The sequence below is a fragment of the Streptomyces sp. TM32 genome (assembly GCF_004122755.1).
Taxonomy (GTDB): domain Bacteria; phylum Actinomycetota; class Actinomycetes; order Streptomycetales; family Streptomycetaceae; genus Streptomyces; species Streptomyces sioyaensis.
Window position 1 is genome coordinate 1 of sequence record NZ_SDIG01000138.1, and the last position, 18,515, is coordinate 18,515.

Annotated in this window: 12 protein-coding genes and 1 pseudogene; 7 read left to right on the forward strand and 6 right to left on the reverse strand. The window is 71.9% G+C overall.

Annotated elements, in window-relative coordinates:
• Nucleotides 1-73: 73 nt before the first annotated feature.
• A complete protein-coding gene (locus EST92_RS24430) occupies nt 74-865 on the forward strand; it encodes an SDR family NAD(P)-dependent oxidoreductase (protein WP_129282951.1) in 792 nt (263 codons plus the stop codon).
• 114 nt (nt 866-979) lie between these two features.
• Here EST92_RS24430 and EST92_RS24435 read toward each other — a convergent pair whose 3' ends face one another.
• The 3 genes from EST92_RS24435 to EST92_RS24445 form a co-directional block, all read right to left on the reverse strand.
• On the reverse strand, nt 980-2,230 hold the full coding sequence (locus tag EST92_RS24435; protein WP_129282952.1) for an SAV2148 family HEPN domain-containing protein: 1,251 nt from the start codon (nt 2,228-2,230) through the stop codon (nt 980-982).
• Nucleotides 2,231-2,330: 100 nt separating this feature from the next.
• Entirely contained in the window at nt 2,331-3,662 is a 1,332-nt protein-coding gene (locus EST92_RS24440; protein ID WP_129282953.1) for a copper amine oxidase, read from the reverse strand.
• Between the two features lie 44 nt (nt 3,663-3,706).
• A complete protein-coding gene (locus EST92_RS24445) occupies nt 3,707-4,510 on the reverse strand; it encodes a Tat pathway signal sequence domain protein (protein WP_254068985.1) in 804 nt (267 codons plus the stop codon).
• Nucleotides 4,511-4,762: 252 nt separating this feature from the next.
• Here EST92_RS24445 and glgX point away from each other — a divergent pair, with 252 nt between their 5' ends.
• The 3 genes from glgX (at nt 4,763) to otr(A) (ending at nt 11,714) form a co-directional block, all read left to right on the forward strand.
• Nucleotides 4,763-6,973, forward strand: a complete 2,211-nt coding sequence (gene glgX, locus EST92_RS24450) for a glycogen debranching protein GlgX (protein ID WP_129282955.1) — start codon at nt 4,763-4,765, stop codon at nt 6,971-6,973.
• A 121-nt stretch (nt 6,974-7,094) separates the two neighbouring features.
• Nucleotides 7,095-9,548 carry a malto-oligosyltrehalose synthase gene (gene treY / locus EST92_RS24455; RefSeq protein ID WP_129282956.1) on the forward strand — a complete coding sequence of 818 codons (2,454 nt, stop codon included), beginning with the start codon at nt 7,095-7,097 and terminating at the stop codon, nt 9,546-9,548.
• A 198-nt stretch (nt 9,549-9,746) separates the two neighbouring features.
• Nucleotides 9,747-11,714, forward strand: a complete 1,968-nt coding sequence (gene otr(A) / locus EST92_RS24460) for a tetracycline resistance ribosomal protection protein Otr(A) (RefSeq protein WP_129282957.1) — start codon at nt 9,747-9,749, stop codon at nt 11,712-11,714.
• Nucleotides 11,715-11,770: 56 nt separating this feature from the next.
• Here otr(A) and EST92_RS24465 read toward each other — a convergent pair whose 3' ends face one another.
• A complete protein-coding gene (locus EST92_RS24465; protein WP_129282958.1) occupies nt 11,771-12,316 on the reverse strand; it encodes a DUF1707 and FHA domain-containing protein in 546 nt (181 codons plus the stop codon).
• Nucleotides 12,317-12,506: 190 nt separating this feature from the next.
• Between EST92_RS24465 and treZ the strand changes: the two genes are divergently transcribed.
• Together treZ and EST92_RS24475 are read left to right on the forward strand one after the other, a co-directional pair.
• On the forward strand, nt 12,507-14,288 hold the full coding sequence (gene treZ / locus EST92_RS24470; RefSeq protein WP_129282959.1) for a malto-oligosyltrehalose trehalohydrolase: 1,782 nt from the start codon (nt 12,507-12,509) through the stop codon (nt 14,286-14,288).
• Nucleotides 14,289-14,543: 255 nt separating this feature from the next.
• A complete protein-coding gene (locus tag EST92_RS24475; protein ID WP_254068986.1) occupies nt 14,544-15,227 on the forward strand; it encodes a hypothetical protein in 684 nt (227 codons plus the stop codon).
• A 49-nt stretch (nt 15,228-15,276) separates the two neighbouring features.
• On the opposite strand, the gene EST92_RS24480 is transcribed toward EST92_RS24475, so the two are convergent.
• Both EST92_RS24480 and EST92_RS24485 read right to left on the reverse strand, forming a co-directional pair.
• On the reverse strand, nt 15,277-17,043 hold the full coding sequence (locus tag EST92_RS24480) for an IPT/TIG domain-containing protein (protein WP_129282960.1): 1,767 nt from the start codon (nt 17,041-17,043) through the stop codon (nt 15,277-15,279).
• Between the two features lie 153 nt (nt 17,044-17,196).
• Nucleotides 17,197-17,988 (reverse strand): IPT/TIG domain-containing protein, encoded by a 792-nt coding sequence (locus tag EST92_RS24485; RefSeq protein ID WP_129282961.1) that lies wholly within the window; start codon nt 17,986-17,988, stop codon nt 17,197-17,199.
• A gap of 450 nt (nt 17,989-18,438) precedes the next feature.
• On the opposite strand from EST92_RS24485, the pseudogene EST92_RS32340 reads away from it, so the two are divergent.
• Nucleotides 18,439-18,515: pseudogene (locus EST92_RS32340) on the forward strand (protease); the annotation flags it as partial.

Genomic DNA, 18,515 nt, shown 5'->3' on the forward strand with positions numbered 1-18,515 from the left:
CCCTCCGGCCCCACACCCTCCCCTCTCACGACACCAGGCCCCGACCGACCGCCCAGCCCCTAGGCTGACCGCCATGGACCTACAGCTGGCAGGACAGGCCGCGCTGGTGACGGGCAGCAGTTCGGGGATCGGCGCGACGATCGCCGAGACGCTGGCGGACGAGGGGTGCAACGTCCTCGTGCACGGGCGCAGCGCGGGGGCCGCGGCGGCGGTCGCCGAGCGGGTCGCGGCCCGCGGTGTACGGGCCGAGGTGGTGCTCGGCGATCTGACGGAACCGGGCGTCGCCGAGCAGGTCGCCCTCACCGCACGGGACTTCGGCGCCCACATCCTCGTCAACAACGCCGGTCCGTTCGCCGAACACGACTGGGACAGCTCCCAGCCGTCCGACTGGCGGGCCGCCTTCGAGGGGAACGTGCTGCCGACGGTACGGGTCAGCCAGACGCTGCTGCCCTCGCTGCGCGCCCACGGCTGGGGCCGGGTGATCACCATCGGCAGCCGTGCCGTGCGGACACCGCTGCCCAACATGGTGACGTACTCCGCCGCCAAGGCCGCCGTGGTGAACATGACCACCAGCCTGGCCCGCCATCTCGCCGGTACCGGCGTCACCGCGAACTGTGTGAGTCCGGGGGTGATCGTCACGCCCTCCATGTACCGGATGTTCGAGGAGCGCGCGGCGGCCGGCGGGGACGAGGGGGCCGGCCGGGACGAGGCGGACATCGTCGCGGAGTACGCGCCGAACCCGAGCGGGCGGCTGGGCCGGCCGCAGGACATCGCGGCCGCGGTCGCCTACCTTGCGAGCCCGCTCGCCGATTACGTCAACGGGATCGAACTGCGGGTGGACGGGGGAATCACCGGAACGCCGTAGACATCGCCGGGGAACGCCGCAGGCATCGCCGTGCCCCGGCCCGACCCGCCCTGAGGCTCACCCCGCTCCCCGCCCCGCCCTCCGCTTCGCCTCCGTTCCGCCCGCGTCGGCCGGTCAGGACACCGGCCGCGAGTCCGCCCACATGCTCTCGAATTCCTCCCGGTAGGTCTCGAAGAGGCCATGGTCGCCGTCGCGGCCGTCCCGGGCGTCCTGGCGGACGACCTCGCGGCCGCCGCCGCGCAGGACGAGGACGGGCGACTCCATCCCGCGGCTCTTGCGGAGGTAGGGCTGGACGACGGCCACACCGTCCGGCCCGTCGCCGTCGACCAGGTAGGCGGTGAAGCGCGGGGTCTCGTCGAAGACCTGGATCTCGAAGGCACCGGGGTCGCGCAGCCGGGCGCGCACCCTGCGCATATGGAGGATGTTCATCTCGATGGAGCGGCTCATCTCGCCCTTCTTGAGGCCGATTTCGCGCTCCCGGCGGCGGACCGCACTGCTGGCCGGGTTGAGGAACAGCAGGCGGACCCGGCAGCCGGATTCGGCGAGCCGGACCAGCCGCCGGCCCGAGTAGTTCTGGACCAGGAGGTTCAGCCCTATGCCCACGGCGTCGAGCCGGCGGGCGCCGCCGAAGAGGTCCTCGGCGGGCAGCTGGCGCTGCAGGCGCACCCGGTCGGAGTGCACCCCGATGACATCGGCATAGCGGTCACCGACCAGGTCCTCCACCGCGTCGATCGGCAGCCGCCCGGAGATACGACTGCCGACACCGGAGCCCAGTATGTCCAGGAGGCGGGCGGAGGCGCGCTCGGCCTGGGCGAGCACGGTCTCGGACAGCGCGCGGTTGCGGGAGACGATGTTGCGCGCGACCTCCAGTTCGTCGAGGGCCAGCTCCACGTCGCGGCGGTCGTCGAAGTACGGCGCGAAGCACGGCCAGTGCTGGACCATCAGTTCGCGGAGTTGCGGAAGGGTCAGAAAGCTGACGATGTTGTCGTCGGCGGGGTCGAGGAGGTAGCCCTTGCGGCGGCTGACCTCGCGCACGGCGACCGCGCGCTGCACCCACTCCTGTCCGGCCGGTCCGGCCGCGGCGATCACCCATTCGTCGCCGTGCACCGGCTCGTAGATGGGCCGCAGCACCGCCGCGACAACGGCCCGCAGCCGTTGCTCGACGAGATTCAGCCAGATGTAGGCGCGCCCGGCCCGGCGGGCCCTGGTGCGCACCTCGCTCCAGGCGTCGGCGCCCCAGTCCAGCTCCGCCCCGATCTCCAGCGGTCGCGCCAGGGACACCGCGCCGGGCGGTGCGTCGACGGAGCCGCCCTCATGGCCCTCATGACTCTCGTCACCAGGGGGCAACTCCAGCCCGCCGCTCACCTGCCACCGCCTTCCGAACCCCCGTGCCAACGATCAAGGCAGACTACTGCGGTGCGGGAGGCGGTGCAGCAGGATGAGGGGAGTCGGTTACCAACTCCCCTTATCCATAGTGCCCGTTGTGCCCGGACAACGCGGGCGGAGTGAGCGGATTCATAGCGGTGACGTCGCGGGGCACCAGCTGGAAGCCCTGCCAGTGCACGGGCATCGGCTCCTGGTCCTCGTCCCTGGCGATGTGGTGGAACCCGATGTTGACCCACGCGATGGGGTGTTTCAGCGGCTGGCCGTTGACCCAGGCGTCGACGCTCCGGCCGGCCCGCTCGCCACAATTGGCCAGGTTGTTGCTGGCGAACTGCTCACATGCCTTGTAGTCGGTGAAAAAGAGGTCGTGGGTGGTGTAGCTGCGGCCGGTGTATTTGCTGGAGCGGCCCGGAACGATCTCGTACGAGCGCGGATGGCCGTCCTTGTTCTTGCCGGTGTCGCTCACCACGCGCCACCACCGCAGCGGCCCGTAGTCGCCGGCCAGCTCCTTGGTGACGGGGGTGCGGGTGGTGCGGATGGTGGGCGTGCGACCGCCGGACCGGGTCGTGAGGGCGGAGTCGAACTGCTCGACCTTGTTGGTGGCGGAACCGTCCAGACCGAAGTTCAGCCGCCAGAAGACGTTGTGGCTGTGGCTGGTGGCGTAGTCCTTTGCGCCCTTGCCGATCGGCATGCCGCGGCCGTCGCCGGCGTCGTAGTCGCCGGGAGAGACGGTGCCGGTGGCGCCGACCTGCATGGTCATCGTGCCGTCACCGGAGAAGCGCCACTCGGTGATGTACTCGTACCAGCCGACCTTGTTGACCGTGTAGACCAGCAGGTCCTTGCCCTGGAGCTGGTAGGTCCGGGCGTTCTCGCCGGGGTAGGGGCCCTTGCGGTAGGCGTGGCCGCGGGAGCGGGTGGTGGCGCACAGACCGCTGACGTCGGGGTGTGCGGGGTCATAGGCACCGGGCACCCGGACGGTCTTGATCGTGCCGCCGGGGCACTCGGCGGGATCGAGCTTCTGCAGCCCCTGTGCGAAGCCCTGGCCGGTGAGGTCGTCGTACTCGTTGGTGCCGTCGTCGTAGGGGACGTGGATCTGGGCGAGCTTGGCGGTGGTGAGCACCTTGATCAGGGCGCGTTCGCCCTTGGGCTGGTAGGAGATGTCGTCCAGGACGAGGCCGGCGTTGCTCTCGTAGTGCCAGCACATGCGCCAGACGGTGCCGCCGTCGAGCGTCTGGGTGAGGCGGTAGGCGGCGCTGCACCGGGGAGCGGGTGCGGCGGGAGCCGTGGCGGCGGCCTGGGCGGACGGTCCGGTCAGCAGGGCTGTCGCGGCCAACAGCAGCGGGACCGCGGCGAGTGCCGTGGCGCGGCGGCGCGGGCCGCGGGAGCGGGCACCGGTGGGACGGCTTTCGGGCATGACGAAGGCTCCTGTGCGAAGGAGTGACGGTGGGGAGGGCTCGGTCAGCCCAGGCGGGCGACGGTGCGGGCGCTGAGGTCGATGACGAAGCGGCGGGTGTCGATCCACCGGCCGTTCTTGATCTTGGTGAAGAGGCGGACGCAGCGGTGTTCTCCGCACTCGGCCAGGGCGCCGGGCGCCGCGCCCTCCGCCCGGCCGCGGTAGACGAAGCCGGTGACGGAGAGCGGGTCCGGGCCGGTGAGGTCGTGCCCGGTGGCGTCGCGGTAGTCCTGGCGCAGTCCGGCGCCCAGCGGGGCGGCGATCAGCAGCCGGGCCGCCTCGACGGCCTCGTCGTGGCCGGGAGGCGGCTGGACGCCGTGCTGGGTGTCGGCCGACTCCACCGTCGAGGTCGTGAGGTTGACGGTCCGGGTGAGGTAGCTGTCACTCCGGTAGTCGTAGAACGAGACCCTCGCCCGGCGCGGCGGGTCGGCGAGCTGGGCCTCCGCGGGGGTGAGTTCGACCAGGTCGGTGGTGAGCCGCTCGGGCCCCGGCCGCCCGGTGACGTCCGCGGCGGCGCCGCGCAGGGCGCGCGGCAGCGCCAGGTCCTGGGCGCGCCGGAGTTCGTCGTCGGTGAGCGGGTCCCGTCCCGTCCCGCGCTCCCCCTGGGCGGCGGCCTTTTCGACGATGCCGGGTGGCGGCGGTCCCCCGTCGCGTCCCGGCGCGGGGGCGCCGAGGGCGGCGGGGCGGCCGGCGCTCCCCCTGCCGTCGGCGGCGCCGGCGTCGGACGGCAAGGTGATCGCGGCCATGGCGGCGGTACCCGTGAGCGCGAGGGCGGCGCCCGCGACGATCTTGCCGAGGTGGCGGTGCATCAGGTGGTGCACTGTTCCCCCCTGCTGTCACGTTCCGTGACATGCATGTCGGTCCCCCCGTGGTCCTCCAGTAGGACGACTGATAGGACGATCCGACATCGCGACGGGTTGCCCACCATTCAGCGGAGATCTCGCGAAAAGCCCTCTGTGTGCGACAAGTTGCGAAAAGTTGAGGAAGGATTTCGTCTTGTTCCGCTGAGGTGTGTCGTGGAGTCGCCGCAGCCCCCGCCGAGAAAGTGGAAGAGTCTACCCATGCAGGTCTGGCCGGGACAGATGTATCCGCTGGGTGCCACCTATGACGGGGCGGGCACCAACTTCGCGGTGTTCTCCGAAGCCGCGAAGCGCATCGAACTGTGTCTGCTGCACGACGACGGTTCGGAGACCGCCGTCGAGCTGCGGGAGAGTGACGCCTTCGTGCGGCACGCCTACCTTCCAGGAGTGATGCCCGGACAGCGCTACGGCTTCCGGGCGCACGGCCCCTACGAACCGGAGCGGGGGCAGCGCTGCAACTCGGCGAAGCTGCTCCTCGACCCGTACGCCCGGGCCATGAGCGGCCGGATCGACTGGGACGAGGCCGTCTACGGCTACCACTTCGGGCGCCCCGAGGTGCGCAACGACCTGGACTCGGCGCCGCACACCATGGCGTCGGTGGTGGTCAACCCGTACTTCGACTGGGGCGACGACCGCCCGCCGCGCACCGCGTACCACGAGACGGTGCTCTACGAGGCCCATGTGAAGGGCCTGACGATGCGCCATCCGGAGCTCCCCGAGGAGCTGCGCGGCACCTACGCCGCGCTGGCGCATCCGGCGATCATCGACCATCTGACGAAGCTCGGGGTGACCGCCCTGGAGCTGATGCCGGTGCACCAGTTCGTCCAGGACCACCGGCTGGTGGACGCGGGGCTGACGAACTACTGGGGCTACAACACCATCGGGTTCTTCGCCCCGCACAACGCCTATGCGTCCTGGGGGGACCGCGGGCAGCAGGTGCTGGAGTTCAAGACGGCGGTGCGGGCGCTGCACCAGGCCGGGATCGAGGTGATCCTCGATGTGGTCTACAACCACACCGCCGAGGGCAGCCACCTGGGCCCGACGCTGTCGTTCCGGGGGCTGGACAACGCCTCGTACTACCGGCTGTGCGACGACCGGCAGTACTACATGGACACCACCGGCACCGGAAATTCGCTGCTGATGCGCAGCCCGCATGTCCTGCAGCTGGTGATGGACTCGCTGCGCTACTGGGTGCAGGAGATGCGGGTGGACGGCTTCCGCTTCGACCTGGCGGCGACGCTGGCCCGGCAGTTCCACGAGGTGGACCGGCTGTCGTCGTTCTTCGACCTGGTACACCAGGACCCGGTGGTCAGCCAAGTGAAGCTGATCGCCGAGCCGTGGGACGTCGGGGAGGGCGGCTACCAGGTGGGCAACTTCCCGCCGCTGTGGACCGAGTGGAACGGGAAGTACCGCGACACCGTGCGGGACCTGTGGCGGGGCGAACCGCGCACCCTGGCGGAGTTCGGGTCCCGGCTGACCGGTTCCTCCGACCTCTACCAGGAGGACGGGCGGCGGCCGCTGGCCTCGGTGAACTTCGTGACCTGCCACGACGGCTTCACCCTGCACGATCTCGTCGCGTACAACGACAAGCACAACGAGGCCAACGGCGAGGACAACCGCGACGGCGAGCGCTTCAACCGCTCCTGGAACTGCGGCGCCGAGGGGCCGACCGACGACCCCGGGGTCCGGCGGCTGCGGGCCCGGCAGATGCGCAACTTCCTGGCCACGCTGATGCTGTCGCAGGGCGTGCCGATGCTCAGCCACGGCGACGAGTTCGGCCGCAGCCAGGACGGCAACAACAACGCGTACTGCCAGGACAACGAGCTGTCGTGGGTGCGCTGGCCGGAGCGGCGGGGTCCGGGCGGGGGCACCGGGCTGCCGGCCGGGGCGGAGGGGGCCGACGAGCTCGATGCGGCCGATGGGACCGACGAGGCGGCCGACGGGGACGCGGAGCCGTTGGCGCTGCTGGCGTTCGTCCGGCAGATGGTGTGGCTGCGGCGCGACCATCCGGTGTTCCGGCGGCGGCGGTTCTTCCAGGGCCATCCGATGGAGGGCGCCTCTGACGAGCTGTCCGACATCGCGTGGTTCACGGCGGACGGCGAGGAGATGGGCCCGCGCGACTGGCAGTCGGTGCACGCCAAGTCGCTGACGGTGTTCCTCAACGGCAACTCCATCTCCGAGCCGGGCCCCCGGGGCGAGCCGGTCACCGACGACTCGTTCCTGCTGATGTTCCACGCCGACGACCAGGAGAAGGAGTTCATGGTCCCGGAGCATCTGGGCCGGCAGTGGCAGGTCGTCGTGGACACCGACCGGCCGCGGGCGGTGGCGGACGGCGGCGGCGCCAAGGTCAAGGCCGGCGACCGGCTGACGCTCGTCGGCCGGAGTCTGCTGGTGCTGCAGCGGCCGGCTTAGGGGCTGTTCGGGGGCGCGCCCGGCGCCGCGCGTGCGCCGCGGCGCCGCCCCGCCGCCCCGCCCGACACCAATGCCGGAAGCAGATGACACAACGAGCCGTCAGCGGGGTACGGGTGTTCCCATGAGGCAGCCATCGAGTCCGTCGCCGACCGCCACCTACCGGCTGCAGCTCCAGCCGGACTTCCCGTTCGCCGCCGCGGAGCGGACGGTCCCGTATCTGGCCGCACTCGGCGTCTCCCACCTGCACCTCTCGCCGGTGCTGGAGGCGGTACCGGGCTCCACGCACGGCTACGACGTGGTCGATCACGCTACGGTACGGGCCGAGCTGGGCGGTGAGGCGGGGCTGCGGGCGCTGGCGGCGACGGCCCGGTCGCACGGCCTCGGGCTGGTCGTCGACCTGGTGCCGAACCACATGGCCGTACCGGAGCCGGTGTCGCTGAACGGGCCGCTGTGGCAGGTGCTGCGCGACGGCCCGGCGTCCCCGTACGCGCGGTGGTTCGACATCGATTGGGACGCACACGGCGGCCGGGTGCTGCTGCCGCTGCTCGGCGGCCGGCTCGGCGACGAGATCCGGCACCTCCGCGTCGACGGCGAGGTGCTGCGCTATCACGGGCACGCCTTCCCGCTGCGCCCCGGTACGGAGGGGCTGCCGCCGGCCCGCCTCCTGGACGCGCAGTGGTACCGCCTCGCCTGGTGGCGGCTGGGCCGCAGCGAGCTGAACTACCGCCGGTTCTTCAGCATTTCGGAGCTGATCGGGGTCCGGGTCGAGGACCCGGAGGTCTTCGAGGCCACCCATGGCACGATGCTGCGGCTGCTGAGCGAGGGCGTCATCGACGGGCTGCGCGTCGACCACCCGGACGGGCTGGTGGACCCCGGCGGCTATCTCGCCCGGCTGGACGAGCGGACCGGCGGCCGCTGGACGGTGGTGGAGAAGGTCCTCACCGGCGACGAGCAGCTGCCGGCGGGCTGGGCCTGCGCGGGCACCACGGGCTATGACGCCCTGCGGCACATCGACGGGCTGTTCGTCTGCCCGCAGGGCTCGGGGCGGCTGTTCTCCCACTACCGGGACTTCGTCACCCCGCTGGCCGACGAGGGCGGCGACTGGGAGGAGACGGTGCGCCGGGCCGCGTACGAGGTCGTCACCCACGAGCTGTCCGCGGAGGTCGAGCGGCTGGTGCGCACCGCGGGCCGGATCAGCGCGCGCCGCCCCGAGCCGGGCGACCACGCACCGTGGGCACTGCGGCACGCGCTGCGCGAACTGCTGGTGCGGGTGCCGGTCTACCGTCCCTACGCCGCCGAGCCGGAGCAGGCCAAGCACAACGAGGCGTTGCTGGGCCCGGCGGCCGCAGGGGCGCGCACCGCCTTCCGGGTGCCCGAGGAGGCACGGGCGGTGGACCTGATCCACGAGCTGGCCCTCGGCCGGCTCACCGACGGCCCGGACGACGCCACCGCGGACTGCGCCGACTTCACCGCCCGGTTCGCCCAGACCGCCTCCGCCCTGCACGCCAAATCCGTGGAGGACACCGCCTTCTACCGCTACCCGGTGCTGCTGTCGGCCTGCGAGGTCGGCGGCGCCCCCGGCGACCCGGCGCTCCCCCCCGCGGCGTTCCATGCGTACTGCGCACGGATGCAGCGGGACCGGCCCGCGGCCGGCACGGTGCTCTCCACGCACGACACCAAACGCAGCGCCGATGTACGGGCACGGATCGCGGTGCTGTCGGAGTGCCCGGACCGGTGGCGGGACGTGCTGGGCGCGCTGCCCGGGGCGGTCTGCGAGGCCGGGGGCGACCTGGTGGGCGGTGCCGGTCCGCGGGATCCGATGGTCTCGTGGCTGGCCTGGCAGACCGCGTTCGGCCTCGGGAGACCGGCCGACGGCCCGGCGGCGGACCGGGTGGTGCCCGCGGTCCTCAAGGCGGCGCGGGAGGCCGGGCTGCGCACCTCGTGGACGGAGCCGGACGCGGCCTACGAGGAAGCCGTCGAGGAGTTCGTCCGCAGCGGCCCCTGCGGTCCCGCGGCCGCCCCGCTCGCCGCGCTGGCGGCGGAGCTCGCGCCGTTCATCCGGGCGAACGTGCTGGGTGGGGCGCTGCTGCAGCTGACCATGCCGGGCGTGCCCGACCTCTACCAGGGCACCGAACTCGTCCATCCGACGCTGGTCGACCCGGACAACCGGCGCCCGGTCCGGTGTGACCCGGAGCTGCTCGACGCGCTGGACGGCGGGGCCGCACCGCGCGATCTGTCCGCCGAGAAGCTCCGGCTGACCGCCGCGGCCCTGCGCCTGCGGCGGGACCGGCCGCGGTGGTTCGGCGCCGCGGCGTCGTACGACCCGGTGTACGCGGAGGGGCCGGCGGCCGAGCACTGTGTGGCGTTCTGCCGCAGCCGGCGGGTGCTGACGGTGGTGACCCGGCTGTCGCTGCGACTGGTGGAGACCGGCGGCTGGTGGGACACCCTGCTGCGGCTCCCGCCCGGCGGCCCCTGGCGCGAGCAGCTGACCGGACGCACGCTCCCGCAGGGCTCGGTGGTGGGGCTGAGCGAGCTGCTGGACGAGTCGCCGGTGGCGCTGTTCGTGCGGGAATGACTCATCGTCAGGTGGGGGCCTCGGGGGCGTGGCCGCCCTCCGCCCCGCCGCCGGGAAATTCGGTTGCGGGCTGCCGCACGGCTGGCAGCATGTCCCCGTACGACCGATTTTCCCTGAGCAAGGAGCACGGAATGCGCCGATTCCTCGGAACCACTCATCGCCCCGACCGGACGACAGTTCTTGAGGACTCCACCTTCCATGCTTCCTTCGCACACCCTGAACATCGGGATTCTCGCCCACGTCGACGCGGGTAAGACCAGCCTCACCGAGCGGCTGCTGTTCGACACCGGTGCCCTCGACCGGCTCGGCAGCGTCGACGCCGGTGACACCTGTACGGACACCGGCGAGCTGGAGCGCCTGCGCGGCATCACCATCCGCTCGGCCGTCGCCTCCTTCACCGTCGGCGGGGTCCGGATCAACCTCATCGACACCCCCGGCCATGCCGATTTCATCGCCGAGGTCGAACGCGCCCTGGGGGTCCTCGACGGCGCCGTGCTGCTGCTGTCCGCGGTGGAGGGCGTCCAGGCCCGCACCCGCGTGCTGATGAAGACGCTGCGGCGGCTGCGGCTGCCCACCCTGCTGTTCGTCAACAAGATCGACCGGACCGGTGCCCGGGGCGAGGCGCTGCTCGCGGACATCCGCCGGCTGCTGGCACCGGTGCCCGTCCCGATGACCTCCGTGACCGGGCTCGGCACCGCACGGGCCGGCTCGGTGCCGTACGACCTGGAGGACCCGCGGATCCGTGAGCGGATCGCCGAAACGGTGGCCGAGGCCGACGAGTCGGTCCTGGCGCAGCTGGTCGGCGCGGCACCCGGAGGGCGCGACCAGGACGGCGGCCCGGCGCGGGGCAGCGAGCCGCCGCTGACCGCGGACCGGCTCCGCGCGGCACTGGCCGCCCGGACCGCCGACGGCTCGCTGCATCCGGTGTACTTCGGCTCCGCGCTCGGCGGCCAGGGCGTCGGGGCGCTCGTCGAGGGAATCGTCCGGCTGATCCCGCCGGCGCCGGCCGGGACGGGCACCGAGCCGCGGGGCACGGTCTTCGCCGTCCACCAGCCGCCGCACGGCGAGCGGACGGCCCATGTCCGGCTCTACGACGGCGCGTTGCGGCCGCGGCAGCAGATCACGCTGCACCGGACCGGGGCGGACGGGGCGGCCACGTCCGTGACCGGCCGGATCACCTCGCTGGAGGTCATCGGCCGGCCGCCCGGGGACATCGGGCCGCTCACCGCGGGCAACATCGCGGTGCTCCGCGGGCTGCCGGGCATCCGGACCGGCGACCGGCTCGGCCCGGCCGACGACACCGCGGCCGGGCCGGCGCTGTTCGGCTCCCCGACCCTCGAAACCCTCGTCCGGGCCTGCCGCCCGGCCCACGCCGCCGCACTGCGCGGCGCGCTGCTGACCCTCGCCGACCAGGACCCGCTGCTCCAGGTGCGCCCCGCGCCGGACGGGGCGACCTCGGTACTGCTGCACGGCGAGGTGCAGAAGGAGATCCTCGCGGCCACCCTGCACCAGGAGTACGGCATCGAGGCCGAGTTCACGCCGAGCCGGGTGGTGTGCGTGGAGCGGCCGTCCGGGGTCGGCGAGGCGTGCCAGGAGATCGCCCGATTCGGCCACACCGGGCCCTGGGCCACGGTCGGGCTCCGGGTGGAGCCGGGCGCCCGCGGCTCGGGACCGGTCTTCACCTACGAGACCGAACTGGGCGCGCTGCCGCACGGCTTCCACCAGGCCATCGAGGAGACCGCCCTGGCGACCCTGCGATGCGGACCGCAGGGGCTGGCGGTGACGGACTGCCGGGTGGTGCTGATCCGTTCCGGCTTCATCGGCCCGGTCAGCACCGCCGGGGACTTCCGTACGGCCACCGCCCCGGTGCTGCGGCGGGCGCTGGAGCGGGCCGGCACCCGGGTCTACGAGCCGTACCACGCGTTCGAGGCCGAGGTCCCGCTCACCGCGCTGGCCGCGGTGACCGCCCGGCTCGCGGCACGCGGCGCCGAGCTCGCCGAGACCTCCGGCGGAGTGCACTCCTGGCTGGTCAGCGGCGTGCTCCCGGCCCGTCACGTCCAGGAGATCCAGGGGAGGTTGCCCGGGCTGACGCACGGTGAAGGGGTGTGGATGTCGTACCCGTCGGGCGACCGGCCGGTGCGGCAGGGCGGGGCCGGGGCCGGGTGAGGTGACGCGGTGGGAGCGCGGCGGCGCGGGCGCGGCACCACTCACCGCTCATCGGCTCACCGCTCCGTCAGGACGTAGTCCACCTGGCCGAACGTGATGTGATCGCCGGGGCCGACCGGCACCTCGCCCACCACGCGCCGCCCGTTGACGCAGGTCCCGTTGGTGGAGCCGAGGTCGCGCAGCACCCAGCCCTTGCCGGCGCTGCGGAGTTCGGCGTGGGCACGGGAGACCGTGTCGTGGTTGAGGCGCAGGCCCACACCGGGCGCCCGCCCGATGAGCAGCGGGAGCGGGCCCGGCTCGGGCAGCAGAAGCTTCGGCAGCCGCTCCCTGCGCCAGGCGCGGCGCACCCGGAGGTGGAACGCCGAGGCCCGGCCCACCATCCGCAGGACGGTGCCCTGGACCTTGCCGCGGTCGGCCAAGTCGGCGGTGACCACATCGAGTTCGGACTGCTGCTGGGCGGTGAGGACGAGTTCCAGTCGCCGCAGAAAGGTGTCCTGGGACAGCCGTCCCTGCGCCGCGCCGTCGCGCAGCAGATCAAGAGCGCGTTCCCGGTCGGCATCCGACAGGCGTGTCGGGCGCGCAGGGAACTCGAGCGAAGTCATACCGCGATTCTCGGGCCACCGCGAGCCGCTGTCCAGGCGGTGTTGCCGCGAGGACGGTGCAGGTGGGCGGGCGGGTTCGCCGCGACGGTCCGAGAGATGGCCGACGAGGGACCCGTGTCGCCGCGCGGGGCTGCCGGGCCGCGCGCGGGCATGCTTTCTTCGTCGGGACCGCGAACGAAGGAGGACGGCCGTGCTGTTCGAGGTGTGGGCACCGAGGGCCGGGCGGGTCGCTCTCCAGTGGGCGGGGGACCGGGCCGGGGAGCCGGCGATCGGGCTGGAGCGCGACCCCGGCCGTGCGGGGTGGTGGCGCACCGAGGCCCCGGCCCGCGACGGCGACCGCTACGCCTTCCGGCTCGACGACGGGCCACCGCTCCCCGATCCGCGGGCCGTCCGGCTGCCGGACGGCCCCGGCGGGCCGGGTGCCGTCGTCGAGCACGACCGGTTCCGGTGGCGGCACCCCTGGCCCGGCCGCCCGCTGCCCGGCGCGGTGCTCTACGAGCTGCACCTGGGCACCTTCACCCCCGAGGGCACCTTCCGCGCCGCCGCCGAACGGCTGCGCCACCTCGCCGACCTGGGCATCACCCATGTCTCCCTGATGCCGGTCTGCCCCTTCCCCGGCCACCACGGCTGGGGGTACGACGGGGTCGCGCCCTGGGCGGTGCACGAGCCCTACGGCGGGCCGGACGGGCTCAAGCAGTTCGTGGACGCCGCGCACGGCCACGGGCTGGGGGTGCTGCTCGATGTGGTGCACAACCACCTCGGCCCGTCCGGGAACCCTCTCCCGGCCTTCGGGCCGTACTTCACCGACACCCACCACACCCCCTGGGGCGCGGCGGTCAATCTCGACGCCCCCGGTGCGGCCGAGGTGCGCGGCTACTTCCTGGGCAGCGCGCTCTCCTGGCTGCGGGACTTCCGGCTCGACGGCCTGCGGCTGGACGCCATCCATGCGCTGCACGACGACAGCACCCCGCACTTCCTGGCCGAACTGTCCACCGCCGTCGACGCGCTGGCCGGGCAGCTGGGGCGCCCGCTGTTCCTGGTCGCCGAGTCCGATCTCAACGATCCGGGCACCACCGCGCCGCGGGAGCGGGGCGGGCACGGTCTGCACGCCCAGTGGAACGACGACTTCCACCACAGCCTGCACACCGCGCTCACCGGCGAATCCCAGGCCTACTACGCCGACTTCGCGCGCGCCCCGCTCGCCGCCCTCGCCAAGACGCTGACCGGTGGCTTCTTCCACGACGGGACGTACTCCGGCTTCCGCGGCCGGGCGCACGGCGCGCCCCTGGACCTGCGGGTGACGCCCGCGTACCGCCTGCTGGCCTACGCCCAGACGCACGATCAGGTCGGCAATCGCGCACTCGGCGACCGGCTGGCCGCCGGGCTCTCCCCCGGCCTGCTCGCCTGCGCCGCCACCCTCGTGCTGTGCTCACCGTTCACGCCGATGCTGTTCATGGGCGAGGAGTGGGGGGCCACCACCCCGTGGCAGTACTTCACCTCACATCCGGATCCGGAGCTGGCGGAGGCGGTACGGGCCGGGCGGCGGCGCGAGTTCGCGGCACACGATTGGGCCGGAGAGGCCGGGGACTGGCCCGATCCGCAGGACCCGGCGACCCGCGACCGCTGCGTCCTGGACTGGTCCCAGCCGGCCCGGAAGCCGCATTCCGCGCTGCTGGCCTGGCACCGCACGCTGCTGGCGCTGCGCCATGAGCTGCCCCCGCTGACCGATCCGGATCCGCGCCACACCGCCGTCCGCTTCGACGAACAGGCCCGCTGGCTGCTGCTGCGGCGCGGCCCGCTCCAGGTAGCGGTCAATCTCGCGCGGGACGCCACGGCCGCCGTCCCCCTCGACGACGCGGCGCGGGGCGGGACCCGGCTCCAGGCCCTGGCCGGCTGGCCCACGGCCCGGCTCCCCGGGCCGGACGGGGTGCTGCGGCTGCCTCCGGAGTCGGCCGTGGTGCTCGGTCCGTAGCGGCCATGTGCCGCGCTCGGCTGAAAAGGTGAAGGGCCGTCGACTCCCTTGTGCCCGGCTCCCTCGGATGGGTTACTGGTGCTCCTACCAGGTGGGCCGCCCCTCCCTCCGCTGGTCAGCGGCGGCGGCCGGCCCACGGGTGAACGGGCCCGGCTTCCCTGAGCACGGCGTCGCCCGGCGGAGGGTTTCCGCCGGCCGGCGCCGACACGGGTGTCGGCTGGTGGGTGGCTCCACCACGTCTCCGAGGAGGACGTCTTGCGAGCCAACCACCTTGTGCGATCGCTGCTGGCGGCAGCTGTGCTTCCGCTGGCCTTGGTTGCCACTCCCACCGCCCATGCTGCTGCGCTCCCGATCCAGGTGCCGTGCGGTGAATCGGCGCTGGCCGACGCGATCAACACGGCCAACGCTGCCGGAGGCGGCAGCCTGACCCTCGCTGCCCTGTGTACGTACACCCTGACCAGCGCCCACAGTTCGGGCGGAGCCGGAGGCCCGGCGGGGCTGCCGAACATCACCACCCCGATCTCCCTGACCGGCTTTCTCACGCAGATCACCCGAGCCCCGGGCGCGCCGGCGTTCCGGGTCTTCGAGGTGGACGGCCCGTCACAGGTCCCGGGTGCCAACGGCCGGCTCAGCATGACCACCGTGACCGTCAGCGGCGGTGACGCCGGCCTCGGTGTGGGAGGGGGCATCGCCAACCTCGGCGGCTCGGTGACCCTCACCAGCAGCACGGTCAGCGGCAGCAAGGCGTCCTACGGCGGCGGCATCTACACCGACGGTGCCCTGACCCTCACCGGCAGCACCGTCAGCGGGAACACCGCGAGCGTCGCCGGCGGCGGCCTCTTCACCAACGCCGGGACGGTGGCCCTGACCGGCAGCGCCGTCGTCGGCAACATCCCGACCAACTGCGGTGCCCTGCCGCCGGTTTCGCCCGCCTGCTGACCGACCGCCCGGCCCTGCCGCCGACGCCGGACGTCTCACCTCGGCGGACTCAGGACGGGTCGTAGACATACGGCAGGACATTGCTGTCCCCGGCCGGGGTGTGTGCCACGACGTTCACCGTGCCGGGCGCGCCGCCCGGGGAGGTCGCGACGACCTGGGTGTCGGAGACCGCCGCGAACGAGGCCGAAACGCCGCCGAAGGTCACCGCGTCGGTGTAGGTGAGGTTGCTGCCGCCCAGCACGATCGCGTCGCCCCCGAGATCGGGGCCGTGGGAGGGGGTCAGGCTGCTCAGGACGGGCGCCGCGAGATACGTGTAGTACGGATTCCCGGTGGCCGCCGTGCTGGTCCCGCCCGGTGTGGTGACGGTGACGACGACCGTGCCCGCACCGGCCGGAGCGGTGGCCGTCAGCTGGCTGTCGGAGATCACAAGGACGGCAGTGGCCGGATTCCCCCCGAAGCTCACCGCGCTGGCCAGGGTCAGATTGCTGCCGAAGACGGCGACGGTGTTGCCGCCGGTGGCCGGGCCGAAGTGCGCGGACAGATCATTGACGGTGGGCGCGGCGACGTAGAAGTACGGCAGAGGATTGCTGGTGCCGCCGGCGGTGGTGACCGTGACCGTGGTGGCGGACGGCGGCCCGGCGGGCGCAGTGACGACGACTTGCGTAGCGGTGTTGCTGAGCACGGTCGCCGGGTTGTTTCCGAATTTCACCGAGATCGCTCCGGAGAGATTGCTGCCGGTGACGGTGACGAGATTACCGCCCTGGACCGGACCCGAACTTGGACTCAGACCACTGATGACCGGAACAGCAGCAGCAACATACGTGTAAACAAGAGCATTGCTGGTACCGCCCACCGTAGTCACCGTCACCGCGACGGACGACGGCGATCCCGCAGGCGCAACCACCACCACCTGAGAAGCGGTATTGCTCAACACCGTCGCCGAGTTGACCCCGAATTTCACCGAGAGCACGCCGGACAGATTGCTGCCGGTGACGGTGACGAGATTTCCACCCGAGACCGGACCCGAACTTGGACTCAGACCACTGATGACCGGAACAGCAGCAGCAACATACGTGTAAACAAGAGCATTGCTGGTACCGCCCACCGTAGTCACCGTCACCGCGACGGACGACGGTGACCCCGCAGGCGCAACCACCACCACCTGAGAAGCGGTATTGCTCAACACCGTCGCCGAGTTGACCCCGAATTTCACCGAGAGCACGCCGGACAGATTGCTGCCGGTGACGGTGACGAGATTTCCACCCGAGACCGGACCCGAACTTGGACTCAGACCACTGATGACCGGAACAGCAGCAGCAACATACGTGTAAACAAGAGCATTACTCGTACCACCCACCGTAGTCACCGTCACCGCGACGGACGACAACACCCCCGCAGGCGCAACCACCACCACCTGCGAAGCAGTATTACTCAACATAGTCGCCGAGTTGACCCCGAATTTCACCGAGAGCACGCCGGCAAGATTGATGCCGGAGAGCGTGACGACAGTGCCGCCCGAAGTGGGGCCCGAAGCGGGACTGAGGGTGGTGAGTACGGGGGCGGCGACGGTGGTGTACGTGAAGAGCACGTTCTGGGTACTGGTCCCGGTCGGTGCCGTGACCGTGACCATGACCGTGCCGCTCCCAGGGGGCGTCCTGGCCGTGATCTGCGTATCGCTGACGAGGACGAAGTTGGTGGGAGTGGAGCCGAACCTGACCAGCGTGGCCCCGGTGAAGCCGGAGCCGGTGATGGTGACACCGGTATTGCCTTCAGGAGCACCTTGGTTGGGGCTGATGCCGGTCACTATGGGAGCCATGTGCTCTTCTCCTTCTCGTGCCGCCCGGGGCGGTCGCGCCGTGGCCCACGGTCGTCGGCCGGGGCGGAGGTATCGCCGCCGCCCGTCCGCGTCACGCACTGCGGACGGGCGGCGACGTGGTCGTCGTGGAATCGGTGCCATTCGTCCCGACGGTCAGGTGATGGAGAAGGGCTGGGCGTTGGAGTTGCCGCCGCAGGTGTGGACCGTGATGGTCCCGGCGCCGGTGGCGAGCCCGGCGGGCACCGTGACGGAGAGCTGGGTCTCATTCACGGGGGTGGGGACCACGGTGACGGTGGCTGCGGTGCTGTCGGTGAACGTGGCGGTGTCGACGCCGACGAAGCCGGTTCCGTTGACGGTGATGACATCCCCCTCCGTACCCGAGATCGGAAGCACCGAGGTGATGGTCGGCGCGAGGTAGTAGTCGATCAGGGTGGTGCCCGAGGCGCTGGTGCCGCCGGCGGTGGTGATGGTCACCGGCTGGGTCGACACCGTACCGACCTGGCCCGGGTTGGTCGGCGCGGTGAAGGTGACCTGGTTCGACTGGGTCGGGGTGACCGGCACGTTGCCGACGGTGCCCAGCCCGACCTGTGTTCCGGAGAGGAAGTTGGTGCCGAACAAGGTCACCGGGCCGCCCGTGGCGGCCGATACGCAGGTGACGCTCAGCCCCGTGGTGGTCGGCGTGGCGATGACGAAGAACGGCAGCGCGTTGCTGGTGGCACCGGCACTGCTGGTGACGCTGACGGACACCTGACCGGAACACGGCGCCGTACTGGGCACCACGAAGGTGACCAGGGTGGCGGTGACACTTGCCGGAGTGATCGCCACCGCACCGAAGTTCACCTTCGTGGTGGTGGACAGACCGGTTCCGTTGATCTGGACCGTGTCCCCGGGCTTTCCCTGGTTGGTGGTGGTCGTGGTGTCCACCAGCGAGGTGATGGTTGCCATGATCTTTCTCCTTCGAATGTGCCGCTCCACCGGGGGTGGGCAGAGCAGGCAGTGGCTGGCCGGTCCGCAACGCAAGGGAGTTCCCCATGAGGGGGAGGGCAGGTCCAAACCCCTTGGGCCGGCACCTGGGACGGGGCGTCCCGTGTGAATCGACGCGGCGCCGCATACAGAGCGGGGTCAATCTCGCGTGTTTTATTGAAGCCAAGGAGTGAAGGAGACGACAGGTGAAATTGGCGCAACAAAGGCTCGATAGGTAAATAGGCTAAGGACTACTTAACCGACCCCGTCCGCCGTTGCACGCCCCGGCTCTTTCTCTTCATTCCAGCCGACAAGGCCGCCGAAAAACGGGCGGACAGCCTCAACTGCCCACCCGTCGGCGGTATATGTGCGCACGCAGGCCGGCCCCGGGGCCTCTTCCGCACGGGATCACGCTCGTCCACCGCCTGTTGGGTGGTGCGCGGCCGCACCCTGACCTCCTGGCCGAGCCTGCGGACCGACATCCGCAACGCGGGCGGCACCTGGGTCGA